Genomic DNA, 24,854 nt, shown 5'->3' on the forward strand with positions numbered 1-24,854 from the left:
CTCTCACCAGGACCGTTGCCGGCACTGACCGCAAGAGGCGCAATCCTCCACAACCGGAAGTCAGGACTGACCTGGACTTCCGAAGACGGAGGGCTGGATGCGCGTAGTCAGCTGCTGCTCCCCCACACCTCTGAATGAGACGTGCCGACGAATGGCCACCTGCAAAACACGGACGCGTACGTAACGTGGACTGAAGGCAGGCACCGTTGAGGGCACAGCAAACTGCTCCGTCAAGTGTACTACAGCGCCTTCCTTGCCAGAGACCAGGCCCGGGGCCATCAGGACGTTCTCCACATAGCAGGATCGGCGCCTTACTACCGCATCCGGAGACGCGCAGGCTGGGGGGATGAAAGCATCAATTCTCGCCGCGCTCGTGATGTTCATCGCACCCTTGACAGCCGAAGGCACCGCTCCAGCGGCCATCGCGGAACCGCGGGGCAGCTGGAGCTGGCCCCTGTCTCCGGAGCCGGCAGTGCTGCGCGCCTTCGACCCGCCCGCCAAGCCGTGGTTGAGCGGGCATCGAGGCGTGGATCTTCAGTCCGCACCCGCCGCTCAGGTCAGCTCCCCGGAGGCAGGCACTGTCACGTTCGCAGGCGTTGTGGTGGACAGGCCGGTGATCACCGTCGACCATGGTGGCATCAAGAGCAGCTTCGAACCTGTGGAGAGCACCTTGGCTGTCGGAACAGCGGTGTCCAAGGGGGATGTCATTGGCACTGTGCTTCCGGGGCATTGCGGCAGCACGCCCTGCCTCCACTGGGGAGTCCGCCGCGGCGAGGAGTACCTCAACCCGTTGTCATTCGTCAGGGACCTGCGTCCCTCCGTCCTGCTCCCGCTGGCAACCAGGGGGCGCTAAACAATCCCAGGCTTAGCCGATTGCACGCTTTAGACGATTGCCGAGATTCCCGTGATCGCGCGCCCGGTTACCAGGGTATTGATTTCGTGAGTTCCTTCGTACGAGTAAATGGCTTCGGCATCAGCGAAGACTTTTGCCATTTCGTAGTCGGTGACGATCCCGTTGCCGCCCAGGATGCTGCGGCCCAGGGCAACACTTTCCCGCATGCGCGCAGTGGTAAAGGCCTTGGCAAGCGCCGATTGTTCGTCCTTGGCCAGGCCGGCATCCTCCAACTGGGAGAGCCGCACCATCATGCCCATCGAGCTCACCGCGTTTCCCAGGATCTGAACCAGCTGGTTCTGGACCAGTTGGAAGGAGGCGAGCGGCCGCCCGAACTGGGTCCGCTCAACTGCATAGCGGCGGGCGACGTCAAAAGCAGCAAGCTGCTGACCGACCGCCTGCCAGGCCACGCCAAGGCGGGTCACCTTGAGGACCTTGTTCGTGTCGCGGAAGCTATTGGCGTTCGCGAGTTTGAAGAAGTCGGGAACCACCACGTTGTCCAGCACGATGTCAGCGTTCTGGACGGTTCGAAGGGAGATCTTGTTCTCGATCTTGGTGGCGGTGTAGCCCTCGGACTTGGTGTCGACCAGGAAGCCTTTGACCTGGTTGTCGGCCTCGTCCCGGGCGTAAATGACCACCCAGTCGGAGAAGGTGGCGTTACCGATCCAGCGCTTGGCTCCGTTGAGGATCCATTGGCCGCCGTCGTAGCGTGCCGTGGTGCGGGTGCCACCCGCGACATCGGAACCGCCGAGGGGTTCGGTCAGGCCGAACGCGCCGATCTTCTTCATTGAGTAGATGTCGGGCAGCCAGGCTTCCTGCTGTTCCTGGGACGCCAGCGCCTCAATGGAGCCAGTGAATAATCCGTCATGGACTCCCATGAAAGTGGAGATGGAGGTATCGGCACGGGTGACTTCAGCATGGATGATCCCGGCGAAGAGGTTCGAGTGGCCTTGGCGCCTCACGGGACTGACAAGGTCAATCTCCGCCAGTTTGGGGATCAGATCCATGGGGAACTCCCCCCGGTTCCAGCAGTCCACTGCGATCGGCTTTACTTCCCTGGCCAGGAACCCGCGGATTTCGGCAAGGCGGTCCTGCTCTTTGGTGGTGAGCATCTGCTCGAACCCAAAAAAGTCACCGTCAGCGTAGGGGAGGTTGTCGATGTCAATAGCAGCTTTGGACATGGTGTTCCTTCACATGTGGTCAGCAGAGCCGGCGGGCCAGGACTGCAATATCGTTAAGTTACCCGCAAGTAACATACCGATCAGTAACATACCGCATGTGAAGCCAAAAGCAAAGGAGCCGCGGCTGAGGTTTCACCATCAGCCACGGCTCCCGTGTCTTGTTCAGACCCTGTGCACTGTCTTGCCAGGGTCTTGTTCAAACAGTAGGGCTACTCGGACTTGAACCGAGGACCTTAGGATTATGAGTCCCGCGCTCTAACCAGCTGAGCTATAGCCCCGTGCGCCCCACAGCACTGTCCAAAACCGGACCGCGCCGCGGGGCAAAAACACTCTAACAATAGTAGTCGAGCACTTGTGGTGCCCACGCCACCATGGAGCAGGGTGTCGTCAGACCTGGATGTCGTCGTAGCTGGCGCCCCGGTACAGATCCTCGAATTTCTGCAGGACACCAGTGATGCTGTGCGGTTCCACCATGGAGCGGCTCGCCTTGCCCATCATGGCCCGGTCCTCTGCCGGGAGGCTGAGCACCAGGGAAATTTTGGCCGCGAGGTCATCGCTGTCATTGGGCCTGAAGAGGTAGCCGTTCTCGCCGTCAACCACCAGGTGCGGCAAGGCCATTGCATCTGCCAGAACCACGGGGGTGGAAGCCGACATCGCCTCAAGAGTGACAAGGGACTGCAATTCGGCCGTACCCGGCATGCAGAACAGGTCAGCCTTGATGTACGCTTCCCGGAGCTCTGCATCACTTGCCAGGCCCAGGAAAGTCACCCTGTCCTTCAGGCCAAGGCGCTCGACCTGCGCCTCAAGCGCCGGCCTGACCTCGCCGCCGCCCACAATCTGGAGATGCACGTTCAGCTCTGCCGGCGTCTTTGCCACGGCATCAATCAGCACATCTACATGCTTTTCTTCCGCAAGCCTTCCGGCGAACACCACGGTGGGCGCTGTATTTGGGTCCAGGACTTCCCCCGGCTGGAGTTCGTACGCTGCCGAATCTATGCCGTTGGAGAGCGGAAGTACCTTCCGTAGGAAGGCGTGCTGGTGCATGGCCTTGGCTGCGAGCGGGGTGGGAGTGGTAACCACGTCCGCCTTGCCCATGACCTTGCCCATGTCCTTCCAGGAAATGCGCCCGATGATTTCCTTGAACCACTGCGGGAAGGGCATGAACGGGTTGAGGTTCTCCGGCATGAAGTGATTGGTGGCCACCACCCTGATGCCCCTCTTCACGGCTTCATAGAGGACGTGCTCGCCGATCATGTAGTGGCTCTGGATATGGACAACGTCCGGCTGCACTTTGTCGAACAGGAGGCTGATTTCCTTCTTGATCTCCCACGGGAAGCAGATCCGGAAGTACTCGTGCGTGGGCACCTTGTGGGAGCGGAGCCGGTGAACCGTGGCTTCGTCCCGGAACTCGGTGAAGCTTGAGCCCGTGTCCTGCCGGCAGGCCAGCACATGCACGTTGTGTCCGCGTCCCGTCATGCCTTTGGCCAGGCGGTAGCCGAACTGTGCGGCCCCGTTGATGTGGGGCGGGTAAGTATCCGCTGCGATCAGGATGGTGAGCGGTTCCTGGTTGTCGGGCTCTTTTTGGCTATCGGGCATGGTCACGTGGAAAGCTCCTGGTGTTCACTTTGAGGACAGCGGCAGCCGCTGTTCCGTGCAGGGTGCCCGGCGCCTGGGGCACCGGTTGCCGGCTGAGTCTGGCAGGCTGAGTTGCCCTACTGGACCCGCCCCGCGGCCTTCCGCGCGTCCTTCTTGCGCTTCGTGACCTCGGGATGGTGCCTGGAAAGGGCTATCACTCCCACGATAGCAAGGGATGCCGCCGTACCCATCGCAATGGCCATCACGGCGGGGACGTCCGGGCTGAGTTCGCCAAGAATGGCAATGCCGATCGCGATCCCCACAATCGGGTCCACCACGGTGAGCCCGGCAATCACCAGGTCAGGCGGCCCGCCGGAATAGGCGCTCTGGACAAACCAGGAACCGAGCCCTCCGGCGGCGGCGATCGCAACCACCGAGTACCACGGCACGTTGAGCAGTCCCAGCCCGTTCGGATCGAGAATGTGCTTGCCGATGATGCGCGTCAGCACAGCCACGAAACCGAACAGGACGCCGGCTCCAATGATGTAAACGAAAGCGCTCATCCGGTGCCTGAACATGACTGCCAGCGAGCCGAAGAGGCCCACGGCGAGTGCGAGAAGGAGCACAATGGTGAGTTCGTCGGCGAAGCTCACGTGATGGTTTTCCTGGGTCACGGTGACGGCCAGCAGGACAAACAGTGCGGACCCCGTCACACACGCCGAAATAGCCACCACTGTGGCCCGGTTGATGCTGATGCCCTGATCACGGGCGTTGACCACAGTGGTGATCACGAGGGCGATTGCCCCGATGGGCTGGACCACAGTGAGCGGGGCGGTGACCAGGGCAATGGAGTTCATTGCCATTCCTGCAACGAGCAGGACCAGCCCGAACACCCAGCGGGGATTACGGAGCAGCCGCAGGAACCCATTGGAACTCAAGGCGAGCCCGCCGGTATCGGCCTTTACCGCACTCCCCTGCCGCTGCGCCCCGAAAGCCAGGCAAAAGGCTCCCAGTACCGCAAGGAATACCGCCAGCCATACCATCAGCGGCGTCCGCCGTCGACGCTTTGCATTTTGCCTTTCCTGACGATGGCCCGGAAGTAGTTGAAGGCGGCCACCCAATGCCCTAGAAGTCCAAATCCCAAAAATACCCAGGCGATGACGAAGTACAGCTCCGTCAGGGGGATGGGCAGTTTGGACAGTACCAGCAAAGGGGTGCCCACCAACAACAGCGCGGTTCGGATCTTGCCGATCCGGCTGACGGGAAGATCGGGGTGGTTCCGGAAATAGAACAGTGAAGCGGTCAGCAGGATGGCGTCCGGGACCAGCAATGCGGTGAGGTACCACCACTCCACCACTCCGGCTATGACCAGGGTGACGGCAACTGAGATCAGGGCGAGGCGGTCGGCCATTGGATCCAGAATGCGCCCCAGCCTGGAGGTCTGGTTGAAGCGCCGGGCGATATAGCCGTCGATCCAGTCGGTGCTGCCCATGATGGCCAGGACAAGCACCGCGAAGCCGTATTCCTTTCGGTCAAGCACGAGCCAGACAAAGAGAGGGACGCCCATAAAGCGCAGGACGGTAAGAATATTGGGGACGGTGAAGATCAGGTCGTGATCGACCTGCGGCTGGCCCGGCCGGGCACCAGCGCCGATAAACTTCATCCGTTCACCCTTTCGATGCCGGCAACGGCCATGGCTGAGCTCAGCTCAGGCCCTAACTCTTGAACAGTTTCCGCAGCAGAACCAGAAAAACGGCGGCAGACGCGGCGAAGGCGGCGAGCGGCTTCCATCGGAGCTCCGGCTGGCCTGAGCTGCCCTTGGGAAGGGAAGTGGAAGCCGCTTCCGAGAAGGCAGCTATCCTGCCCCCGACAGCTTCCTGGCCGTCCCTCAGGATGGCCTGGGCACCGGCCAGAAGCGCCTGCCCCTGCACCTTGACGTCGAGTTCTTCGCCGAGATCGTCCCGGACCCCGGTGAGGTGCTGACGGCGCTGCGTCAGGCGACGGCGAAGTTCGGCTTCGGTGGGAGTGGGAGCCAGATCGGGTTCCGCAGCGGCCTTTGCTTCCTTCTCCGCCTTTGCCTTCGCGGCCTTCGCTTCCTTTTCAGCTTTGGCAGCCCTGGCCTGTTCCGAGGAAGGATCAAGGATGCTGGGATCGTAGTCCGAGCCCTCCTTGACGACACCGAGATCGTGCTTGAATCCCCGGATTGTGTCTTCCGGCACCAAGGGCATGGCCTTCTTGAATTTGCGCAGCCCCACCAGGGCTCCGATGAGCATGATGAGCAGGAAGACAGCGCAGACGATCAGGGCCGCCAGCCAGGCCGGCATGATGGTGGCCAGGCCCATGATGGCGGCAACAATAAGTCCTGTCAGCAGGAACGCTCCGAACAGCAATGCCACCGCAAAGAAGGCGGCTGCAGTCCCGAGTTGAATGCCTTTACGCTTGATCTCCACTTTGGCAAGGGCGATCTCGTCATTGATCTGCCGTGGCAAGAGCCTGATAACAAGCCTGACGGTTTTGGGCAGCGCGGTGAGGCGCAGTCCACTGCTTGTCCGGCCGCTGTGACGTCCGCTCATCGGTACCGCCTAACTGGTTCCATCTTCGTTCCGCTGTCGCTGGGTGCCCGGGCCGACGCCACTATCCGCATCCCCCGTTGTCAAAACTATCATTCAGCCTGTTAACGGGCTCGGGACGGCAGCTCGCCGCGAGTCCTCCAACGCTGTAGAAGTTTTCTGCTGGCCCTAGGATTGACTTCCGTGACTATTCCCACCACTCCGGGCGATTTCCTGAGCCGCCGCCGGAAGATCCTCTACATTCTTCTGCTCGGTGCCCTCACGGCCCTTGGTCCCTTCACAGTGGACCTGTACCTCCCGGCCTTTCCCGCGTTGGAGGCAAGCCTGGGAGTTCCGGAGGCGGCCGTTCAGTTGACGCTCACCGGCACGACTGTGGGCTTTGCCTTGGGACAACTGGTGGTTGGTCCCATCAGTGACAAGTTCGGCCGCAGGATTCCGCTCATCATTGCTACAGCACTGCACATTGCGGCATCGCTGGGCGCGGCGCTCTCAACGGATATCACCAGCCTTGGGATATTCCGCGTCCTTATGGGAGTGGGGGCGGCAGGAGGCGGAGTGGTGGCAATGGCCATGGTCCGGGATCTCTTTAGCGGATATGCCATGGTGCGGATGTTCTCCCGAATGGCCCTGGTCAACGGTCTGGCACCGATCCTGGCCCCGGTCATCGGTTCACAGCTGCTGCTGGTGATGCCGTGGCCCGGAATCTTTGTGTTCCTGGCGGGCTACGGCACGGCGGTGGTTGTGGCGGCCATCTTCCTTGTGCGGGAGACATTGCCGCCCGAGGCCCGCGGACGATCAGGATTGACAGCAGGCCAGCGTTACAAGCTGTTGTTCTCCGACAGGATCTTCGTGGGACTGCTGCTGGTGGGAGGCCTGAACTTCGCCGGACTCTTTGCCTACCTTTCCGGTTCACCCTTCCTCTTCCAGGACGTCTACGGCTTCAGTCCGCAGGACTATGGCCTGCTTTTTGGCATCAACTCACTGGCAATCGTGGCAGGAGTGCAGACAAGCTCACGCCTCATCAGAATCGTCCCGCCGCAGTGGATCCTGGCCTGCTCCACCGCCTGGATGTTCTTCATGGCCCTGCTGATTGTTCTCTTTGACCAGCTGGAATTCGGCCTGTGGGGCATCCTGGTGCCGCTGTGGTTCTACATCCTGGGCACCGGCTTCACGTTTCCGTCCGTTCAAGTCCTTGCCCTGGCCAATCATGGAGCGCAGGCAGGAACGGCTGCCTCTTTGCTCGGCGCTGCCACCTTCTTGCTGGCCGGCATCATCTCTCCCCTGGTGGGTGCCCTCGGCGTGGACTCACCGACGCCCATGGGAGCGGTCCAGGCCGGCTGCATCCTGATGGCCGCTGCCGCCCTCTGGCTGGTGGTGCGGCCCCGGACCGTCCCTTCCATCCACGGGTAGGCTGAAAGCATGGCTCAAAAACTCCACCGCAACGGGCGCGGGCTCTTCCTCGGAGCGCTGCTGGGCGGCGTCGCCGGCTTCTTTGCGGGGCGGATGATGGGGAACATCGCCCTCGGAATCATCCTGGGCGCATTGGTGGGAGCGGCCTTGCTCTACCGGGTGAATCCCGGCCCCTGGAACCGCGAGTAGTCCCCTCCAGCTGTAGTCCCTGCGCCATGATGCGCGATAAAGTTGTGCTATGCCCAACTGGCGGGATCGTCCTTCTCTTCCGGCCACGTGGCAGCGGTGCGACACCGGGATCCTGCCATTGTGGTGGGAACGGCTGTGCAGCCAAACCAGCCCCCAGTCGGCGGCCCTCTACGCGGCAGGCCTTTTCACTGAGGACCGTCGCCGGCCCATCGCCCAATGGTTCAATCCAGCCTTCAACGCCGCACTTCTGGTAGCCCCTGAAACGTCCCCGGAGTGGCCCGTCCAACGCTTCGGGATCTTCTATGCTCCACCCAACGCCGGCTTCACCCGCGTGCACTCAGCGCCTCACGAGTGGCATCCGCGAAAACCCAGGGAATCCCCTACCGAAGACGAAGCCTTCCATGCGGCTGTCGCGGAGGCCGAACGGTTTTTGCACGTAGAGATGGATTTTGTCTGAATACTGCTCACAAAAAAGGTCCCGCAGCGGGTTTTCACCTGCTGCGGGACCTGTGCGCTCCTCCTGCTGGACTTGAACCAGCAACCCTTCGATTAACAGTCGAATGCTCTGCCAATTGAGCTAAGGAGGAAGGAAGCAGGTACGACATTAGCAAAGCTTTTGCCCCTATGGGAAATCGAGAGCCGTGATGGCATCAATACCCCGCAGGGGTACGAAAAAGCCTCCGTCCGAAGAGTCCGGACGGAGGCTGTGCGCTCCTCCTGCTGGACTTGAACCAGCAACCCTTCGATTAACAGTCGAATGCTCTGCCAATTGAGCTAAGGAGGAATGAAGCGGGTATAAGCCTAGCAAACACTGGCCGTGGAAACGAAATTGGAACAGATTCAGGCCTCAGCCCGCAACGCCCGGCGCTCCATCTCCAACTGCATGAGTTCCCGGTTCAGCCGCTGGAACTCCTCGGGATCAGCCGAAGCGTCCAGCCTCTGCAGCTGGCCCATCTTCTGCGCCTTGACCTTGGTGATCTGCAGTTCAAAGAGGCGCGCCAGGATGTCCTTGCAATACTTCTGCACGCCTTCTGCCGTGCTGGCAGGCAGGGGCACGACGGCGAGTTCGGACACCAACGGACGCAGCGGCTCGGGAACCTCTTGGCGCAACTGTTCCACCCACCGGACGGGGTCAGCTGCGAACCCCAGTCCGGTGGCACGGATTGCTTCGTGGACAGCGAGGTAGGCCGGCGTGGAAAACCTGGCGTCCGAAAAGCGCTGCCACGTTTCGCCCTCGAGCATTCCGGGTTCCTGGACGGCGACTTCCAGGGCCTGCCGCTCCATGGAGGCCACAGGGTCCCTCGGATCCGGCCGGTTGAAGGACGGCACAACACCGGCCGGCGTGGCTGCAGCCAGGCCCGGCGCCTGCGACGGCTGCAAGCCCTGCTTGGCCGCTGCGTTGACCACCCGGAGGACTTCATTCGGGTCCGGCATTCCCAGCCAGCCGGTGAGAGCCTGGCAGTAGCCCGTACGCGTGGAGGCATCCCTGATGGCCGCGACCACCGGCGCCGAGGCCCGGAGTCCCTGGACCCGCCCCTCCACGGTGTCCAGGTCGAACTGCTTCAGCGTGCTTCGGATGGCGAATTCGAACAGGGGTCGCCGGGACTGAACCAACGCATGGACAGCCGCATCACCCTTCGTCTGGCGCAGCTCGCAAGGGTCCGCGCCGGACGGCTCCACAGCCACGAAGGTCTGGGCCACGAACCGCTGGTCCTCCTCGAAGGCGCGCAGCGCCGCCTTCTGCCCCGCAGCATCGCCGTCGAAGGTGAAGATGACTTCCCCGCCGCTGCCGTCGTCGGAAAGCAGCCTGCGCGCAATCTTGATGTGTTCAGTACCGAAAGCCGTTCCGCAGGTGGCCACCGCCGTCGCGATGCCCGCGAGGTGGCACGCCATCACATCGGTATAGCCTTCCACCACCACCAACTGACGTTCTTTGGCGATGTTGCGCTTGGCGAGGTCGATCCCGTAAAGAACCTGGGATTTCTTATAGAGGGTGGTTTCAGGCGTGTTGAGGTACTTGGGGCCCTGATCGTCCTCGTACAGTTTGCGGGCACCGAAGCCGATGGTGTCCCCGGCGATGTCCCTGATGGGCCAGATAAGGCGTCCCCGGAAGCGGTCATAGATTCCCCTGTTGCCCTCCGAAAACATCCCTGTCAGTTTCAGTTCCGGATCCGTGAATCCCCGCCCTCGCAGATGCTTCAGCAGGGCATCCCAGCCCTGCGGGGCATAGCCGACGCCAAAGTGCTCGGCAGCCGCGCGGTCGAAACCCCGGGTCTGGAGGAATTTACGCCCCTCGGCCGCGCCGGTGGTCAGGAGCTGCCCGCGAAAGAATTCATCCGCTATTTTGTGCGCGTCCAGGAGCCGCTGCCGTTTGCCCACCTCTTCGCGGTTCGGCCCGGTGCCGCCGTCCTCATAACGGAGTTCGAAGCCAATACGCGCTGCCAGCTTTTCGACGGCCTCGTGGAACGTTGAATGGTCCAGCTTCTGCACGAATGCGATCACGTCGCCATCTTCGCCGCAGCCGAAGCAGTGGTACCTGCCCACCTGTGGCCGCACAGTGAAGGACGGCGAACGCTCATCGTGGAAAGGGCAGAGGCCTTTGAAGGTGCCCATGCCCGCGCCCTTGAGGGTGACGTAGCCGTCCACGACTTCCTTGATGTCCGTGCGTTGGCGGACCTCGTCAATGTCTTCTCGTTTGATCAGGCCGGCCACAGAGTCATCCTAGTACGAGGGCCTGACAACCTTTGGCTGGAAAAGGCGTTCGACGCCGGAACAGCCTTTTGCGGGCGGGTCACCAAAGCGAGGGCAGGCTGCCGACGAGCCGTTCATACATGGCGAGCGCGGAACCGTCAGTCAGGGAAGCCACCTGGTCGATGACCACGCGCAGCCGCGCGCCGTCGTCGTCCGCGGCCCGCCAATCAGCAGCGAACATCGGTTCGAGATGCCTGTCACCGCTGGCGTTGAGCTCCGTGACGAGGGCATGGAGCACTTCGCGCTGGCGTTCATAGATGGGCTGGCGATGCTCTGTGGTCATCACAAAGGTGGTGGCCAGTCCCTTCATGACAGCGATTTCCATCACGGTCTCATCCGGAACGATCAACTCGGCGTTGTACCGGGTCAGGTCCTCGGGACCGTAGACGGCACGGGTGGTCTCCAGGGCGCTTTGGCAGAAGCGCCCGATCAGCTGGCTGGTCATGTCCTTCAGCGCGGCCATGGCCTTGCGGCTGCCGTCAGCCTCCCGGACCCATACCGAGGTGGCCTCAAGCCGGGCCAGGGCGGCGTCGATGGCTTCGGGGTCGTTGTGGGGCAGGTACCACTGCTTGGCGTAACCCACCACGCGCGCGCGGTGGTCGGGGTTGTCCATCCAGCGCAGCTGGAAGTGACCGGCCACGATGGCGTCCTCGACGTCGTGGACAGAGTAGGAGATGTCATCCGCGAGGTCCATGACCTGCGCTTCAAGGCACGATCGCCGCTCCGGGGCGTCCTCCCGGATCCAGTTGAAGATGGGAAGATCGTCCTCGTAGGCGCCGAACTTGCTGGTCCGCTGCCCATGGATAACCGGCGCCTCCAGGGCAGACCAGGGATATTTGGCGGCGGCATCAAGGCTTGCGCGCGTCAGGTTCAGGCCGGCAGGTTTTCCCTCCGAATCCAGCACTTTGGGTTCCAGCCGGGTGAGGAGCCGCAGGGTCTGTGCGTTTCCTTCAAATCCGCCGATGGAATGCGCCATTTCGTTGAGCGCGAATTCGCCGTTGTGGCCGAAGGGAGGATGGCCCAGATCGTGGCTGAGGCATGCGGTGTCCACGACGTCCGGATCGCAGCCAAGGGCCCGGCCAAGCTCGCGACCCACCTGTGCCACCTCGAGGGAATGGGTGAGCCGGGTCCGGACGAAGTCGTCGGTGTCCGGAGCCACAACCTGGGTCTTGGCACCTAGCCTGCGCAGCGCCGAGGAGTGCAGGACGCGTGCCCGGTCCCGTTCGAAATCGGAGCGGTATGTGTTTTTGGGCGGTTCCTCTACCCAGCGGGCAAAGTCGTGGGCTTCATAGCCGGGAAGGACGGGGGCTGTGGTCCTGGTTTCAGCCACCAGAGACGTCCAGTTCCGCCGCGGAGATGTCCCGCGACTGGTCGGCGTCCATGCAGCGGTCCTCCAGCCAGTCCTTGGGCAGGGCGGGCTGTTTTGGTGAGCCTGCCCGGCCACGCGGGCCTTCCGCGTCCACGCCAGGGTAGGGGGAATCGAGGTCCAGCTGGTCCAATATTCCGCGCAACACCTCCAGCGTGGGCACGGTGGCAAGTTTGGTGCGGAGTTCGCTGCCCACGACGTAGCCCTTGAAGTACCAGGCCATGTGCTTGCGGATTTCCCGGAGCGCCTTGTATTCGTCGCCGAACGTCTCGATCATCAGTTCCGCGTGCCGGTAGACGCCCTCGGCCACCTGACGCAGGCCTGGCTTGTGCCGCTCGTCGCTGCCCTCGAAGGCAGCCATAAGGTCTCCGAAAAGCCACGGCCGGCCCTGGCAGCCCCGGCCGATCACCACACCGTCCACTCCGGTCTCGCGGACCATGCGCACAGCATCTTCAGCGGACCAGATATCGCCGTTACCCAGGACAGGAATGTCCGGCAGCGCCTCGCGGAGGCGGGCGATGGCGGACCAGTCGGCCTGCCCTGAATAGAACTGAGCGGCGGTGCGGCCGTGAAGAGCGACGGCGGCAACACCGGAATCACGGGCAATCCGGCCGGCGTCGAGGTACGTCAGGTGGTCCTCGTCAATGCCTTTGCGCATCTTGATGGTCAACGGAACATTGCCCTTGGAGGCTTCCCGCACGGCGGTCTGGACGATTGAGGTGAAGAGATCGATTTTCCAGGGCAGGGCTGCTCCCCCGCCGCGCCGCGTTACCTTGGGCACAGGGCAGCCGAAGTTCAGGTCAATGTGGTCGGCACGGTCTTCTTCAACCAGCATCCGCACGGCCTGTCCCACGGTGATGGGGTCCACGCCGTAGAGCTGAACGGAACGGACTTTCTCGTCGTCGTCATGGGAGATGATCCGCAGCGATTCGGGGGTGCGCTCCACCAGGGCGCGGGAGGTGACCATTTCCGCGACGTACAGCCCGCCGCCGTATTCACGGCAGAGCCGGCGGAACGCGGTGTTGGTGATTCCGGCCATGGGGGCCAGCACCACGGGGGTGTCCACCGTGATGGGGCCCAGTTTCAGCGGAGGAAGTTCCAGCTTGGGGGCGGGAGGCGTTGCTACAACAGTCACCCGTCCATTGTCTCAAAGCGGGGCAAATCGGACTGCAGCGTATGCGCCTGGGGATGAAAACTTTGGGGAGCGGTATGCCGCCTGCTCAAGGTCTGATGCTGCCCGGTCAGGGCCTGATGCCCGGTCAGGGTCGCTCGGCTGCCCGCCTTCCCCTTCGGGTTCCTTCTGTTGCTCCGGCATCCCCTGCTGTGCCAGGTGCTGCTGCTGTACCAGGCGCTGCTGTGCCAGGTGCTGCAGTTGCTCTGGTACCTCGCGTCGCATCGCCCCGGGCTACCGCCGCGGCCGCCGCCAGTGCGCCGGTGTCCTCGACGTCGTCCGGTTCTATGGAATGTGAGCCTGCCCCTGAGGCGGGCTGGGTCCCTGCGTCCCTGACACCAGCGGCCTTTATACCGGTGGCTTTAACAACGAGAACGGCGATAAGAGTGGTGACCGGGATGGCCAGCACCAGGCCCACGGAGCCAACGAGGGTCCTGATCACTTCCTCTGACAGTTCGGCGCTGGTGAGAGCTTCGCCCAGGGGCCTGTTGTAGAGCATCACGATGATGAGGGTTGGCAGGGCCGCGCCCGCGTAGGCGAAGGCGATGGTGTAGACAGTGGAGGCGATGTGGTCCCGCCCGATCCGCATGGCCGAGGTGAAGAGTTTGCGCGCACTGGTCTCCGGGGCCAGTTCGTAGAGCTCCCAGACAGCCGAGGACTGGGTGATGGTGACGTCGTTAAGCACGCCGAGCCCGGAAATAATGAGCCCGCAAAGAATGATTCCGGAGATGGAGATGTTGGCCGACACGTTGCTCAGCGTGGCGGCGTCATGGCTGCCCACTCCGGCAAGGTTGGCGGCGTCAGTGGCCCACGCCGCCAGCAGCGCGGTGATCACCAGGCCGAAGATGGTGCCCAGCAATGCGGTCGATGTCCTGGCCGAGAAGCCGTGGGCAAAATACAGCACGCCGATCATGATCACCGTGGAGCCCACCAGTGCCAACAGGAGCGGCGGCTTGCCCTCAACCAGGCCCGGAAGCATGAATGCAACCAGGACGGCATAGGCGCCAACGAGTCCCACCAGGGCCCGGAGCCCACGCCAGCGTGCAACCGCCACCACCACCACCGCATAAAGGATGGCCAGCAGGATGATGGGCAGGGTGCGGACGAAGTCAACGAAGATATACGCCGGCGTACCCTGCGAGGACGAGGCACCCTGGGCGTTCGAAAGGTTGAGGTAGCGGATGTTGTCGCCCACCTTGACTCCGTGGGACTTCACGACGTCGGGGTTGATCACCACCTTGACGGGATTCCCGCCCCTGTCCGGCTCCGTGTAGGCGAAAGTGCAGTCGGATCCCTGTTGGGACGGCTGGGCGCCACCGCCCTGGTCCCCGGCGCCCTGATCCCCGGTGTTTTCTTGTCCGGTGGGTGGCTGTCCGCTGCCTGCGGGTGACTGGGTGCAGGGCTCCACCACAACGCGCTGGATTTTGCCGGTATCGAACGTGACTCCCGGAGCAGCTGTGTATGGGCTCGCGAGGGTAAGCCCTTCCTTGCTGCCGGAGGGCCACATCATCACCATCGCGGCCAGCGTGAGCAGAGTCAGTGGAACGAGGACTGCCGCGAGGAGCCAGTTGGCCCGCCGCCTGGAAGCGATGGCTTCCGGCGTCGGCTCCGAATGCTCAGTGTGGCCGTGCGAGTGTCCGGATCCCATCAGCAGTTCGACCTCATATCTTCAACTCTACGTGTGGTGCAGTGGCCCCCCGGAACCGCTCAGTCCGAGACGATGAAAGTCTCGGCGCCCTGCCGCCGGGCCTTGCCCGATTCCAGCAGGGGTCCGACGACGGCGCGGAGGGCAGTCATGGAGTCATCCAGTTCCAGCAACACCGGGTACTGGTAGGCGATAAGGGCCAACAGATCACGAACGGCCGCCTGCGCCTCCTCCGGAGCAAGCTGCGGATCATGCCCCAGGAAGACGTCCGACGGCTCGGCAGGCTGCCCCGGTTCGGAAGATCCCTGCGCATAACTGATGGCGAAGGCCTGCAGCTTGCCTTTCCTGCTGGCAGGCACGCCGGCCCCGAAGGCACTGGCTTTGGCAGCCCTCAGCACAATGGCTCCATGCGCCCCGCTGAGATCATCGAGGAAAAGCCGCTGAACGGTGGAAACGCTGAGATCTCCCGGACTGTCCCAGTGGTGGACGGCAGTGTAATAACGGCCAACCACGTCGCTGAGCTCCACGGAACCGGTGGCCAGGTCCTCAACCCGCTCCGACGCTGCTTCCTCTGAACCGTCCCCAAACACCGGCAGCTTCAGGGCTGCCGGGTCCACGATTATCAGCTGCGAGCGCTGGATGGGGGTAAGCCCTGCCCCAGCGGCAAATGCGGCTCCCGGCGTGCCCGGCTCCACCTTGCACCGTAACTTGGATACGCCCGACGGCGCCGCCTTGGCTTCGTGCCGCAGCATGGTCAGCAGCGTGGAGCCTATGCCCTCCCGGCGGTGGTCGCGGGCAACCTCGATGTAGGCCCAGAGTCTCTCTGGGTGGAGAGATGCTTCGTGGACCACGCTTGCCGCCACCGGAATGGCAACGCCGTCTACAACGTCTTCTGCCATAATGCAGCGGCGCCAGGGAGCATTTCCTGACGGTGCGAGCGTTCCACGGAACTGACCCGCCTGGACAGTTTCGGGGTCTCCCCAGATTTCCAGTAACGCGAGGTCGTCGCCGTCGCGCCATTCCCTGTACTCAATGGTCATACTCAGGCGCCCACCAGCCGGGCTGCGAGGTAGGCCTCCACCTTGTCGAGCGAAACACGGTCCTGGCTCATGGTGTCTCGCTCGCGGATGGTGACGGCCTGGTCCTCGAGGGTATCGAAGTCCACAGTGATGCAGAAGGGAGTGCCGATCTCGTCCTGGCGGCGGTAACGGCGGCCGATGGCGCCGGCGTCGTCGAACTCGATGTTCCAGTTCCGGCGCAGCTGGGCCGCAAGGTCCTTGGCCTTCGGGGACAGATCCTCGTTGCGGCTCAGCGGAAGTACAGCAGCCTTGACCGGAGCGAGGCGGGGATCGAGCCTGAGCACCGTGCGGACATCGACCCCGCCCTTGGCATTGGGGGCTTCGTCCTCGGTGTAGGCGTCGATCATGAATGCCATAAAGGAGCGGGTGAGGCCGGCAGCGGGTTCGATCACGTACGGCGTGTAGCGCTCGTTGGTGGCCTGGTTGAAGTAGCTGAGGTCCTGTCCGGAGGCCTTGGCATGCGTGGAGAGATCGAAGTCCGTGCGGTTTGCGATGCCTTCCAGCTCGCCCCACTCCGATCCTTGGAAGCCGAAGCGGTATTCGATGTCCGTGGTGCCCTTGGAGTAGTGGCTGAGCTTTTCCAGCGGGTGCTCGAAGAACCGGAGGTTTTCCTCCCGGATGCCCAGCTCCGTGTACCAGGACATGCGTTCCTTCATCCAGTACTGGTGCCACTGCTCGTCAGTGCCTGGCTCCACGAAGAATTCCATTTCCATCTGCTCGAACTCGCGGGTACGGAAGATGAAGTTTCCGGGCGTGATCTCGTTACGGAAGGATTTGCCGATCTGGCCAATGCCAAACGGCGGCTTCTTGCGGGAAGTAGTGAGCACGTTGCTGAAGTTCACGAAGATGCCCTGGGCGGTTTCCGGCCGGAGGTAGTGAAGGCCTTCCTCGTTTGCCACGGGACCCAGGTAGGTCTTGAGGAGGCCGGAGAACTCCTGCGGCTCCGTCCACTGGCCGCGTGTGCCGCAGTTGGCGCAGGCGATGTCCTTCAGGCCATTCTCGGCCGGGCGGCCCTTCTTTTCCTCGTACTCTTCTTCGAGGTGGTCAGCCCGGTAGCGCTTGTGGCAGGAGAGGCATTCCACAAGGGGGTCAGAGAATACGTCGACGTGGCCGGACGCTTCCCATACCTGGCGCGGCAGGATCACCGAGGAGTCCAGGCCGACGACGTCCTCACGGCCGCGGACTACTGACTGCCACCACTGCCGCTTGATGTTTTCCTTCAGCTCCGCACCCAAGGGCCCGTAGTCCCACGCTGAACGGGAGCCACCATAGATTTCACCGGCCTGGAAAACGAATCCCCTGCGCTTGGCGAGGGAAATGATCTGGTCGAGGACGGATTTTGCTGCCATGGTGGTAACTCCAATTTCTACAGGCCGCTGGGTGCGGTCCGTGTGGTCTGGCCCAGGATCCCGGGCTGGTTGCCGGGCGGGGCGGTGCAAGGTTCGCATTGCCTGACCAGGTAGCAGCAGATGTGGTTCTGAGCATTCAAAACGACATTGCGTGCTGCCTGGCTGGCTGTGCGGGAAAGCTGTGCAGAAAAGCTGCGTTTCCTAGACTACCGGCCTCCCGGCGTGTTGGCTCCCCGAGTAGTTACCTTGCGCAGCACTACCTTCTGAGCATCCCCCGCGGCCAAGGCAACGTGGCCAGGACGATAGCTCCGAGGGTGAGGAGCGTGCCCAGGACAGTAGGGAGGGCTATTACTGTTCCAGGGGTGGGGAAGGCCACGTCCAGGCCAAGGGATCCCAGGAGTTGGCCCGCGATCATTCCCAGCCCCGTCACCAGCACTCCGAGGCTCCGGACCAGCAAGGCTCCGAGCCCGATAAAGACGCACCCCATGGGACCGCCAAGGTAGTACCACCACTCCGCAGGCAACCCATTGCCGGCGCCCAGGACAGCCAGCTTCACCAGCCATGCCAGCCACAGCAGCACGGTGCCGGAAATGAAGTTGACCAGGGTGGCGGCCAGGGGTGTGCCGTAGTGCGCAGTGGCGGTGCCGTTCATGGCCTGCTGGAAACTGATGAAGAAGCCTGCCAGTACAGGGAGCAGCAGGGGAAGGAGCAGTTGGCCTGGTTCACTTAATCCCGTACCTGCACCCGCCTGGCCGGCAGCCGCAGCACCTTGGGTTCCGAACCGTGGCGACACCGCCCAGGTCACCGCGGCAATCGTGAGCAGGGAGCCCAGGATCCGGATGCCGGTGACGGAGCGTTTTCCTGCGGGCCCGATCCCCAGCCTGTCCACGAGGAGCCCGCTGAGGGTCTGCCCCGTTACAGTGGCAACAGTAAACAGCGCCACGCCGAGCAGCCCGATGGTCAATGACTGGGCAAAAACAAACAGGGCACCGATGCTTCCAGCCATGACATAGATGGGCGGAAAGCGGCGCTCTTTCACAGCCGGAAGGATCTGTGCGACCCCCGCCCGCCCTTTGGGCAGGACAAGGCAAATGACCACCATGAGAATCAGGCCTGTGGTGAAACTCACCGTAGCTGCGGCGATGCCGTCGTTGAGCCTGGTCCCCAGGGCCCCGTTGATGCGGCCCTGGACGGGAATGGCCAATCCGGCGGCAACAGCCAGGGGCAGTCCTGCGGCAAGGGGAAGGCGGGGAACGGGAGTCACCGGATCCACCCTACGTCAGGCATTATTGCTTGTATGAGCAACCCGGAGATTGAAGAGATTCCCATCCGCGACCAGATGATCCGCCTTGGCCAGCTGCTGAAGCTCGCCAACCTCGTGGAGGACGGTGTGCAGGCTACGGAGCTGATCAAGAACGGCCTTGTCCAGGTCAATGGGGAAATCGACGACCGGCGTGGCCGCCAGCTTCACGACGGCGATACCGTCACCGTTAACGGACACACTGTCCAGATCATCGCGCCCTCCGACATCTAGTCCGCAAGGCACCCCCGGGCTACTTGTTCAGGACCTCATGGGTGAGGAACTCGGATACGTGACCGATCTCCTGCTGGTTGATACCGTGCCACATTCCGGTGTAAAGCACCTTGGTGAGTTTTACGTGCTTGCGCACCCAGCCCATGGTGAACTCGATCTTGTCCGGCGTGATGACCGGATCCTGCTGGTCCCTGCCCCAGAACATCGGCACACCGCCGTCGAGCTCGTGGTCAAAGAAGTCGGGATCGTCACCGGAATCCACCACAAAACCGGAAAGCCCGACGACGGCGGCAAAGTCTGAGGGTCGCTGCCGGAGCATCGTGGTGGCCATTGCCATCCCCATGGAGAATCCGAGAAGGGTCACTGACGGGTGGTTGCCCTTGACGCCGTCGAGCCAGTCAAGGACGTAGGAGGATGCGATTTTCACGGCGTCGATTGAATATTCGACGGACCCGGTCAAGGGGAACCACGTGAAGCCAGGTCCCATGGCTATTGGTGCCCTGACGGAGGCAACAACAAATTCTTCGGGCAGCATGTCCGCCAGGCTCAGCAGATCCTGCTCGTTAGCACCGTAACCGTGCAACAGGACCAGGAGGGGCTTGCCGGCCCTGGCCTCTTCGGGCTTGGACCAGAGAACAACAGGGGCAGGGAAACTTTCGGCTGAAGTCATGGATCCATTCTTGCAGTTACTCATTAGTAACAACCTACGGTGGCGTAGCTTTGGACCTAGGGGCAGGATATGAAGGTGAGCCAAATTGAAGCCGCTTCCAGCCAGCCCGAGCCCATCCCGCCGCATCCCTGGAGCCGCTATGTGGCCATGGGCGACTCCTTCACAGAGGGCATCGGTGACCCTGAACCCGACAACCAGGGCGGGCATCGAGGTTGGGCGGATCGCGTGGCGGAGGAACTGAGCCGCGGACACGAGGACTTCGCCTACGCCAATCTGGCTGTCCGGGGACGGCTCCTCCAACAGATCGTGGATCAGCAGCTCGCACCGTGCCTGGCCCTGAAGCCGGACCTGGTAACAATCTCAGCCGGCGGAAACGATCTCATCCGCCCCGGCGGGGATCCGGATGCCTTGGCTGAGAAGCTGGATTCAGTGGTCCAGATCCTTAGCATGGACGGCGCCACAGTGGTGCTTTTCAACGGGCCGGACACAGGATCGTCCGTGTTGGGAAGGATCCGCAGCAAGGTGGCCATCTATAACGAGAACCTCCGAACGGTGGCCGCCCGGCATGATGCCATCATCGCCGATATGTGGTCGCTGCGGCAGTTGCATGATCCGCAGATGTGGGACCCTGACCGGCTGCATTTCTCGCCCTTGGGACACCACACCATTGCGGCCATGGTCCTTGATTCACTCAACGTCAAGCACACACTGGAACCACTGGCGCCAAAACCGCTGCCGCCACGCAGCTGGCGGGAAGCACGGACCGGCGATCTTGTCTGGGCCAGGGAGTACTTTGTCCCCTGGGTGGTCCGGCGCCTGCGTAACCGCTCATCCGGTGATGGAATCACTGCGAAGCGGCCAACACCTGGCCCGGTGTTCGGACCGGGAATGCCGCTGGGCTCCGGTGAAGGACCCCTTGCCACCGAGGACTCACGGCACTCGTAGCTTTCCCTGGCCGTTAAGCTGGAAGGAATACATCTGAGAGGCGTGACGTCGTGGACGCATTTTTCCTGCTTATCATCCTGGGGGTCCTGGTTCCCGTGGCAATCCGCCTGTTCCGCAGGTCCGGCAGCCGGAACCAGAACCAGGGCATCAACGGTCAGTACCCGGGCCCGCTGAATAACCAGAACAACCAGTACAGGGATGGTTACACCCAGCGGGACTACTACGGTGCTTTCGGCGCCTTCGACCAACCAGGTAACCAGCCCGGCAACCAGGGTCAGTATGGACCTCCACAGGTCCCGCCGTTTCAAGGCCCTAACGGTTACCAGGATCCCAACGGCTACCAGGGTCCCGGCTACCCGCCGCAGGGTCAACCTGGTCCCGGCGGCCTCCAGGCGCCTGGTTATCAGGATCAGGGACAACCCGGCCAGATCCCTTTTGAGGACAGCCCGGAGTATCGGGAATGGCTGTCCCGCCAACAGCCGCAGCAGCCTTCCGCACCTGAAACCCCGCCACCGCCGTCGGCCCCGCAGGGATACCGCGCGCGAAAACTGGCTGAATTGGACCAGCAGTACAGCAACGGTGAGATCGCCATGGAGGAGTACATGGCACGCCGTGCCGAGATCATGAAGGGCTAGGCTACCCCGGCACGCCTAGGCCCGGAACAACCTCCGGATTACAGTGCCCGCAGCAAGGGCGTCCAGTCCCTCGTTGATTTCCTCGAGCGGTCTGGTATCGGTGTGGAGCAGCTCGATGGGGAGCTTCCCTTCCCGCCAGAAGCCGAGGTAGCGCGGGATGTCCCGTTCCGGGACGGAATCCCCCATATACGAACCGAGCAGCCGTTTCCCCGCCCCGGGGAACTGTAACGCCGGTACAGCCAGTTCAGCCGAGGGATGCGGCAATCCGACGGAGACGAGGGCGCCTCCCCTGGTCAGCAGGTCAAGGCATGCAGCCATCACTCCTGCCGAGCCCACAGCCTCAATGGCCACGTCCACGCCATCACCCGTCGCGTCCTCAACGAGCCGGACCGCATCCTCAGGAGTACCGGCGGCCGTTGCCCCGCAGTCCCTGGCAAGCTGATGCTTTCCCCGGTTCGGGTCTATGGCAATGATGTGGGAGGCTCCGGCCAGCCGGGCAGCCATAACAGCTGACAGGCCCACTGCCCCCAGTCCGACGACGGCGACTGACTGGCCGGAGGTCACTTCCGCTGTGTTGAATACCGCTCCCATTCCCGTGAGTACCGCGCACCCGAACATGGCAGCAACACTGTCCGGAACGTCGTCGGGGATGACCACCGCCGACTCCCGTGCCACCACCGCGTAGTCAGCGAAGGCGGAAACTCCGAGGTGGTGGTTGATCCGTTCTCCGGAGGCGGTCCGCAGCAAGGCGCAGCCGTGGAGAAGGTCCCCGGTGCCATTGACTTCCGCGGCACGGTGACACAGCGCCGGCCGGCCCGCCAGGCAGGCCCGGCAGTAACCGCAGCTGGGGACGAACACGAGTACCACGTGGTCCCCCACGTTGATGTCCCGGACGTCCGGTCCCAGGGAAACCACCCGTCCCACAGCTTCGTGGCCAAGGGCCATGGGCAGCGGCCTGACCCGGGACCCGTCCACCACTGAAAGGTCAGAGTGGCACAGACTCGAGCATGTGATCGCCACACCGATCTCACCGGAGCGGGGATCCGGTTGATCCAGCTCCTCGATGATCAGGGTGTTTGCCTGGGCATGGACGGTTCCGGGCGGAACCGTTGCGTGGAGGACAGCTGCGCGCATCAGAGTCCTACTTTCGGCCGGCCGCCAGAAGATCCGCTGTTCCCCTGGCATCGGCGGCGTCGACGTCGAGAAGGGAGATTCCCCGGGTTTCTTTCAGGAGGAGTACGGCGACCGCCGTGACCATGCAGGCACCCATGAGGTACAGGGCTACCGGCGTGGAGGAGCCGAAGGCGTTGAGCAGTGACGTCGCGATAATCGGGGCCAGCGAGCCCGCGACGATGGAGGTTACCTGGTAGCCAAGGGACACTCCGGAGTAGCGCATCCGGGTGGGGAACATCTCCGCCATGATGGCCGGTTGTCCGGCATACATCAGCGCGTGGAAAAGCAGGCCGATGGTGATGGCTGACAGGATGATGAGGTCATTGGCCGTGTCCATCATTGGGAAGGCAAAGAACCCCCAGGTGCCACCCAGGATCGCTCCGGCCAGGTAGACGGGCCGGCGGCCGAAGGCATCCGACAGCTTCCCAACGAGCGGCACCGCGCAGAAGTGTACAAAGTGGGCCACCAGGAGCAGGAGCAGGATCCTTGAGGTGTCTGTCTGGACAACAACCTTCAGGTACGTGATGGAGAAAGTCACCACGAGGTAATACAGGATGTTCTCGGCGAAGCGCAGGCCCATGGCCGTAAAGACTCCGCGAGGGTAGCGGCGGAATACTTCTGCCACGCCATAGCCCTTTTTCTCCACCGCCACTTCCTTACGTGCCTCGAGGAAGATGGGGGCGTCGCTGACTTTCGTGCGGATGTAGTAGCCGACGACGACGATCACCGCGGACAGCCAGAACGCTATGCGCCATCCCCAGCCCAGGAAGTCGGCGGACGACAGCACTGCCGAGAGGGTGAAAAGCACACCGGTGGCGAGCAGGTTGCCGACCGGCACTGCTGCCTGGGGCCAGCTGGACCAGAATCCACGGGAAGCGCTGGGGCTGTGCTCTGCAACGAGAAGCACGGCGCCTCCCCATTCCCCTCCCACAGCGAAGCCCTGGACGAAACGAAGGAAGACGAGCAGCGCCGGCGCCCAGTAGCCGATTTCGCCGAAGGTGGGAAGGCAGCCCATCAGGAAGGTGGATACGCCCACCAGGATGATGCTCAGCTGCAGGAGCTGCTTCCGGCCGAACTTGTCGCCGAAGTGGCCAAAGACAATTCCGCCGATGGGACGTGCCACGAAGCCGACAGCGTAGGTGACGAAGGCTGCGATGATGCCGTCCAGCTCCGTCCCCGAGTTCGGAAAAAACATCTTGCCGAAGACGAGGGTTGCGGCCGAAGCGTAGAGGAAGAACTCGTACCACTCCACCACGGTCCCGGCCATGGAGGCGGTGACAACTTTCCTGAGCCCTGAAGCTTTGATATCAGTTTCTTCTGCGCGCCTTGCGGCGGAGTTTTCCGTACTCATGATGCGAACTCCTTCAGCGTCTACGTCGACGCCACGTGGAACCATTCGAAGACGGACGCTGGTGACCTGCACCACGAACCGCCGGATTCATCGAGTATGGCCTCACATCCGTGCAGGCTCAACGGCGAAAAGTGCAGACAGGCTCTGCAAAAATGCAGAAGACTCTACGATCTGCAAACCCTTACGGGAAGAAGCTCCTACGCAACTCTTCGCTGAGCTGCCCGATCTCCGTCAGGAAACCGTCATGGCCAATGGGTGCCTCGATGACGTGGACTGGGACGTCACCCGGCAGCGCCTGGGCAAGTTCGTGGGACTGTGCAGGAAAGTACAGCCGGTCCGTATCCACTGCGGCCACAAAGAACTCGGCGGTTGCCCCGGCAAGGGCATTGCGCAGCGAACCGCGCCCCCGGCTGACGTCGTGACTCATGAGAGCTTCCGTGATGGCGATGTAGCTGTTCGCATCAAAACGCTTCACCAGCTTGCTGCCTTGGTGGTCCAGGTAGCTCTCCACCTGGTACCGGCCACGCTCCCCCAGCGACACGGCCTTCAGCGGGCTTTCGCCATGCTGGGCGTCCCGGCTGAATCTGGTGTCCAGTTCAGCAGCTGAACGGTAGGTGATGTGGGCGATGCGGCGGGCCAACGCGAGCCCGGCTTCAGGCTCCGGGCCCCCATAGTAGTCGCCGCCGTTGAAGTTGATGTCCTGCCGGATGGCAAGAGTCTGCGCCTGCGCGAAAGCGATCTGCTCTGCAGTGCTGCGCGCGCCGATGGAGATCACTGCGCAGCGCTGCACCCGTGTCGGATGGCTCACGGCCCACTCAAGGGCCCGGGCACCGCCCAGGGAGCCGCCCAGCACTGCATACCAACTGCCTATGCCAAGGGCGTCAGCAAGGCGCGCTTCCGCTGCTGTGGTGTCCCGCAATGTCACCAACGGGAACCGTGAGCCCCAGGGACGGCCATCCGGTGCCGGACTGGAGGGTCCCGTGGACCCGTAACAGCCACCGAGGATGTTGATGGAGACCACGAAGAACTTATCTGTGTCAACGGGGGCTCCCGGACCCACGAGTTGCTCCCACCAGCCCTCCTCCTCGCTCTCACCGCGCGTAACGTGGGTGCTTCCGGTCAGGGCATGCTGGATGAGGACGGCATTGGAGCCATCAGTGTTGAGGGTTCCCCAGGTTTCGTAGGCCAGCGTGGCGTCGGGAAGGTGGCCCCCGGCTTCGAGTTCGAGGCCGCCGATGGTGAGGTTCCGGACGGTTCCGTCCGGAACGCTCTCCGGAGGTGCAACGGGTTGCGTTGCGGGCAGAGATGCTCCCGGCAGTTGGATTCCGGGTATGCCGGTGCGGTTGACGGCAATCGTCATAAGAGGAC

The 24,854-nt window shown here is 62.9% G+C and carries 23 protein-coding genes and 3 tRNA genes; 7 read left to right on the top strand and 19 right to left on the bottom strand.

Annotation, left to right across the window (positions count from 1 at the left end):
- Positions 1-346: 346 nt before the first annotated feature.
- The gene (locus tag M1E02_RS14370) at positions 347-853 is read left to right on the top strand and encodes a murein hydrolase activator EnvC family protein (RefSeq protein ID WP_479374913.1); all 507 of its coding nucleotides are present in this window, start codon (positions 347-349) and stop codon (positions 851-853) included.
- Positions 854-882: 29 nt separating this feature from the next.
- Here M1E02_RS14370 and M1E02_RS14375 read toward each other — a convergent pair whose 3' ends face one another.
- From M1E02_RS14375 to M1E02_RS14400, 6 genes are all read right to left on the bottom strand, one after another.
- Positions 883-2,073 carry an acyl-CoA dehydrogenase family protein gene (locus M1E02_RS14375; protein ID WP_479374914.1) on the bottom strand — a complete coding sequence of 397 codons (1,191 nt, stop codon included), beginning with the start codon at positions 2,071-2,073 and terminating at the stop codon, positions 883-885.
- 204 nt (positions 2,074-2,277) lie between these two features.
- Positions 2,278-2,351: transfer RNA gene (locus M1E02_RS14380), tRNA-Ile, on the bottom strand.
- A 109-nt stretch (positions 2,352-2,460) separates the two neighbouring features.
- On the bottom strand, positions 2,461-3,669 hold the full coding sequence (locus tag M1E02_RS14385; RefSeq protein WP_479378168.1) for a glycosyltransferase: 1,209 nt from the start codon (positions 3,667-3,669) through the stop codon (positions 2,461-2,463).
- Positions 3,670-3,785: 116 nt separating this feature from the next.
- Positions 3,786-4,691 carry a DMT family transporter gene (locus M1E02_RS14390; protein WP_479374915.1) on the bottom strand — a complete coding sequence of 302 codons (906 nt, stop codon included), beginning with the start codon at positions 4,689-4,691 and terminating at the stop codon, positions 3,786-3,788.
- Positions 4,691-5,311 (bottom strand): CDP-alcohol phosphatidyltransferase family protein, encoded by a 621-nt coding sequence (locus M1E02_RS14395; protein ID WP_479374916.1) that lies wholly within the window; start codon positions 5,309-5,311, stop codon positions 4,691-4,693. Before M1E02_RS14395 ends, M1E02_RS14390 begins: the two co-directional genes overlap by 1 nt.
- A 52-nt stretch (positions 5,312-5,363) precedes the next feature.
- The gene (locus M1E02_RS14400; protein ID WP_479374917.1) at positions 5,364-6,221 is read right to left on the bottom strand and encodes a phage holin family protein; all 858 of its coding nucleotides are present in this window, start codon (positions 6,219-6,221) and stop codon (positions 5,364-5,366) included.
- Between the two features lie 180 nt (positions 6,222-6,401).
- On the opposite strand from M1E02_RS14400, the gene M1E02_RS14405 reads away from it, so the two are divergent.
- The 3 genes from M1E02_RS14405 to M1E02_RS14415 are packed head-to-tail and all read left to right on the top strand — an operon-like array spanning position 6,402 to position 8,274.
- Positions 6,402-7,628, top strand: coding sequence for a multidrug effflux MFS transporter (locus tag M1E02_RS14405; protein ID WP_479374918.1), 1,227 nt, complete (start codon positions 6,402-6,404; stop codon positions 7,626-7,628).
- A gap of 9 nt (positions 7,629-7,637) precedes the next feature.
- Positions 7,638-7,817 (top strand): hypothetical protein, encoded by a 180-nt coding sequence (locus M1E02_RS14410; protein WP_461163374.1) that lies wholly within the window; start codon positions 7,638-7,640, stop codon positions 7,815-7,817.
- A gap of 49 nt (positions 7,818-7,866) precedes the next feature.
- Positions 7,867-8,274, top strand: a complete 408-nt coding sequence (locus tag M1E02_RS14415) for a hypothetical protein (protein WP_479374919.1) — start codon at positions 7,867-7,869, stop codon at positions 8,272-8,274.
- Between the two features lie 57 nt (positions 8,275-8,331).
- Here the strand turns inward: M1E02_RS14415 and M1E02_RS14420 are convergent.
- The 9 genes from M1E02_RS14420 to M1E02_RS14460 form a co-directional block, all read right to left on the bottom strand.
- A tRNA-Asn gene (locus M1E02_RS14420) sits at positions 8,332-8,404 on the bottom strand.
- Between the two features lie 124 nt (positions 8,405-8,528).
- Positions 8,529-8,601: transfer RNA gene (locus M1E02_RS14425), tRNA-Asn, on the bottom strand.
- A 56-nt stretch (positions 8,602-8,657) separates the two neighbouring features.
- Complete coding sequence (dnaG, locus tag M1E02_RS14430) at positions 8,658-10,529, bottom strand: DNA primase (RefSeq protein ID WP_479374920.1); 1,872 nt, start codon at positions 10,527-10,529, stop codon at positions 8,658-8,660.
- Positions 10,530-10,608: 79 nt separating this feature from the next.
- The gene (locus M1E02_RS14435) at positions 10,609-11,898 is read right to left on the bottom strand and encodes a deoxyguanosinetriphosphate triphosphohydrolase (RefSeq protein WP_479374921.1); all 1,290 of its coding nucleotides are present in this window, start codon (positions 11,896-11,898) and stop codon (positions 10,609-10,611) included.
- Positions 11,891-13,069, bottom strand: coding sequence for a tRNA dihydrouridine synthase DusB (gene dusB, locus M1E02_RS14440; protein ID WP_479374922.1), 1,179 nt, complete (start codon positions 13,067-13,069; stop codon positions 11,891-11,893). Before dusB ends, M1E02_RS14435 begins: the two co-directional genes overlap by 8 nt.
- A 124-nt stretch (positions 13,070-13,193) precedes the next feature.
- A complete protein-coding gene (locus M1E02_RS14445; protein WP_479374923.1) occupies positions 13,194-14,753 on the bottom strand; it encodes a YibE/F family protein in 1,560 nt (519 codons plus the stop codon).
- Between the two features lie 59 nt (positions 14,754-14,812).
- The gene (locus M1E02_RS14450; RefSeq protein WP_479374924.1) at positions 14,813-15,790 is read right to left on the bottom strand and encodes a GNAT family N-acetyltransferase; all 978 of its coding nucleotides are present in this window, start codon (positions 15,788-15,790) and stop codon (positions 14,813-14,815) included.
- Between the two features lie 2 nt (positions 15,791-15,792).
- Positions 15,793-17,178 (bottom strand): glycine--tRNA ligase, encoded by a 1,386-nt coding sequence (locus M1E02_RS14455; protein WP_309106987.1) that lies wholly within the window; start codon positions 17,176-17,178, stop codon positions 15,793-15,795.
- A gap of 256 nt (positions 17,179-17,434) precedes the next feature.
- Positions 17,435-18,442, bottom strand: a complete 1,008-nt coding sequence (locus tag M1E02_RS14460; RefSeq protein WP_479374925.1) for a DMT family transporter — start codon at positions 18,440-18,442, stop codon at positions 17,435-17,437.
- Positions 18,443-18,475: 33 nt separating this feature from the next.
- Here M1E02_RS14460 and M1E02_RS14465 point away from each other — a divergent pair, with 33 nt between their 5' ends.
- Positions 18,476-18,712 carry an RNA-binding S4 domain-containing protein gene (locus tag M1E02_RS14465; RefSeq protein ID WP_247044191.1) on the top strand — a complete coding sequence of 79 codons (237 nt, stop codon included), beginning with the start codon at positions 18,476-18,478 and terminating at the stop codon, positions 18,710-18,712.
- Between the two features lie 19 nt (positions 18,713-18,731).
- Here the strand turns inward: M1E02_RS14465 and M1E02_RS14470 are convergent, their stop codons facing one another.
- Complete coding sequence (locus tag M1E02_RS14470; RefSeq protein ID WP_479374926.1) at positions 18,732-19,382, bottom strand: alpha/beta hydrolase; 651 nt, start codon at positions 19,380-19,382, stop codon at positions 18,732-18,734.
- A gap of 69 nt (positions 19,383-19,451) precedes the next feature.
- On the opposite strand from M1E02_RS14470, the gene M1E02_RS14475 reads away from it, so the two are divergent.
- Together M1E02_RS14475 and M1E02_RS14480 are read left to right on the top strand one after the other, a co-directional pair.
- Complete coding sequence (locus M1E02_RS14475; RefSeq protein ID WP_479374927.1) at positions 19,452-20,327, top strand: SGNH/GDSL hydrolase family protein; 876 nt, start codon at positions 19,452-19,454, stop codon at positions 20,325-20,327.
- A gap of 50 nt (positions 20,328-20,377) precedes the next feature.
- On the top strand, positions 20,378-20,962 hold the full coding sequence (locus M1E02_RS14480; protein ID WP_479374928.1) for a hypothetical protein: 585 nt from the start codon (positions 20,378-20,380) through the stop codon (positions 20,960-20,962).
- Positions 20,963-20,977: 15 nt separating this feature from the next.
- On the opposite strand, the gene M1E02_RS14485 is transcribed toward M1E02_RS14480, so the two are convergent.
- From M1E02_RS14485 to metX, 3 genes are all read right to left on the bottom strand, one after another.
- The gene (locus M1E02_RS14485) at positions 20,978-22,096 is read right to left on the bottom strand and encodes a zinc-dependent alcohol dehydrogenase family protein (RefSeq protein WP_479374929.1); all 1,119 of its coding nucleotides are present in this window, start codon (positions 22,094-22,096) and stop codon (positions 20,978-20,980) included.
- Between the two features lie 7 nt (positions 22,097-22,103).
- Positions 22,104-23,486: an MFS transporter gene (locus M1E02_RS14490; RefSeq protein ID WP_479374930.1), complete on the bottom strand. Its 1,383-nt coding sequence runs from the start codon at positions 23,484-23,486 to the stop codon at positions 22,104-22,106.
- A 181-nt stretch (positions 23,487-23,667) separates the two neighbouring features.
- Positions 23,668-24,846: a homoserine O-acetyltransferase MetX gene (gene metX / locus M1E02_RS14495; protein WP_479374931.1), complete on the bottom strand. Its 1,179-nt coding sequence runs from the start codon at positions 24,844-24,846 to the stop codon at positions 23,668-23,670.
- Positions 24,847-24,854: the final 8 nt, after the last annotated feature.

It is taken from the genome of Arthrobacter sp. Z5-13 (assembly GCF_056499105.1).

Bases quoted from the DNA above. Each gene is read 5' to 3' on its own strand.
- M1E02_RS14370 (WP_479374913.1), top strand. From the start codon at position 347: ATGAAAGCATCAATTCTCGCCGCGCTCGTGATGTTCATCGCACCCTTG.
- M1E02_RS14375 (WP_479374914.1), bottom strand. From the start codon at position 2,073: ATGTCCAAAGCTGCTATTGACATCGACAACCTCCCCTACGCTGACGGT.
- M1E02_RS14385 (WP_479378168.1), bottom strand. From the start codon at position 3,669: ATGCCCGATAGCCAAAAAGAGCCCGACAACCAGGAACCGCTCACCATC.
- M1E02_RS14390 (WP_479374915.1), bottom strand. From the start codon at position 4,691: ATGGTATGGCTGGCGGTATTCCTTGCGGTACTGGGAGCCTTTTGCCTG.
- M1E02_RS14395 (WP_479374916.1), bottom strand. From the start codon at position 5,311: ATGAAGTTTATCGGCGCTGGTGCCCGGCCGGGCCAGCCGCAGGTCGAT.
- M1E02_RS14400 (WP_479374917.1), bottom strand. From the start codon at position 6,221: ATGAGCGGACGTCACAGCGGCCGGACAAGCAGTGGACTGCGCCTCACC.
- M1E02_RS14410 (WP_461163374.1), top strand. From the start codon at position 7,638: ATGGCTCAAAAACTCCACCGCAACGGGCGCGGGCTCTTCCTCGGAGCG.
- M1E02_RS14415 (WP_479374919.1), top strand. From the start codon at position 7,867: ATGCCCAACTGGCGGGATCGTCCTTCTCTTCCGGCCACGTGGCAGCGG.
- M1E02_RS14445 (WP_479374923.1), bottom strand. From the start codon at position 14,753: ATGGGATCCGGACACTCGCACGGCCACACTGAGCATTCGGAGCCGACG.
- M1E02_RS14450 (WP_479374924.1), bottom strand. From the start codon at position 15,790: ATGACCATTGAGTACAGGGAATGGCGCGACGGCGACGACCTCGCGTTA.
- M1E02_RS14455 (WP_309106987.1), bottom strand. From the start codon at position 17,178: ATGGCAGCAAAATCCGTCCTCGACCAGATCATTTCCCTCGCCAAGCGC.
- M1E02_RS14465 (WP_247044191.1), top strand. From the start codon at position 18,476: ATGAGCAACCCGGAGATTGAAGAGATTCCCATCCGCGACCAGATGATC.
- M1E02_RS14470 (WP_479374926.1), bottom strand. From the start codon at position 19,382: ATGACTTCAGCCGAAAGTTTCCCTGCCCCTGTTGTTCTCTGGTCCAAG.
- M1E02_RS14475 (WP_479374927.1), top strand. From the start codon at position 19,452: ATGAAGGTGAGCCAAATTGAAGCCGCTTCCAGCCAGCCCGAGCCCATC.
- M1E02_RS14485 (WP_479374929.1), bottom strand. From the start codon at position 22,096: ATGCGCGCAGCTGTCCTCCACGCAACGGTTCCGCCCGGAACCGTCCAT.
- M1E02_RS14490 (WP_479374930.1), bottom strand. From the start codon at position 23,486: ATGAGTACGGAAAACTCCGCCGCAAGGCGCGCAGAAGAAACTGATATC.
- metX (WP_479374931.1), bottom strand. From the start codon at position 24,846: ATGACGATTGCCGTCAACCGCACCGGCATACCCGGAATCCAACTGCCG.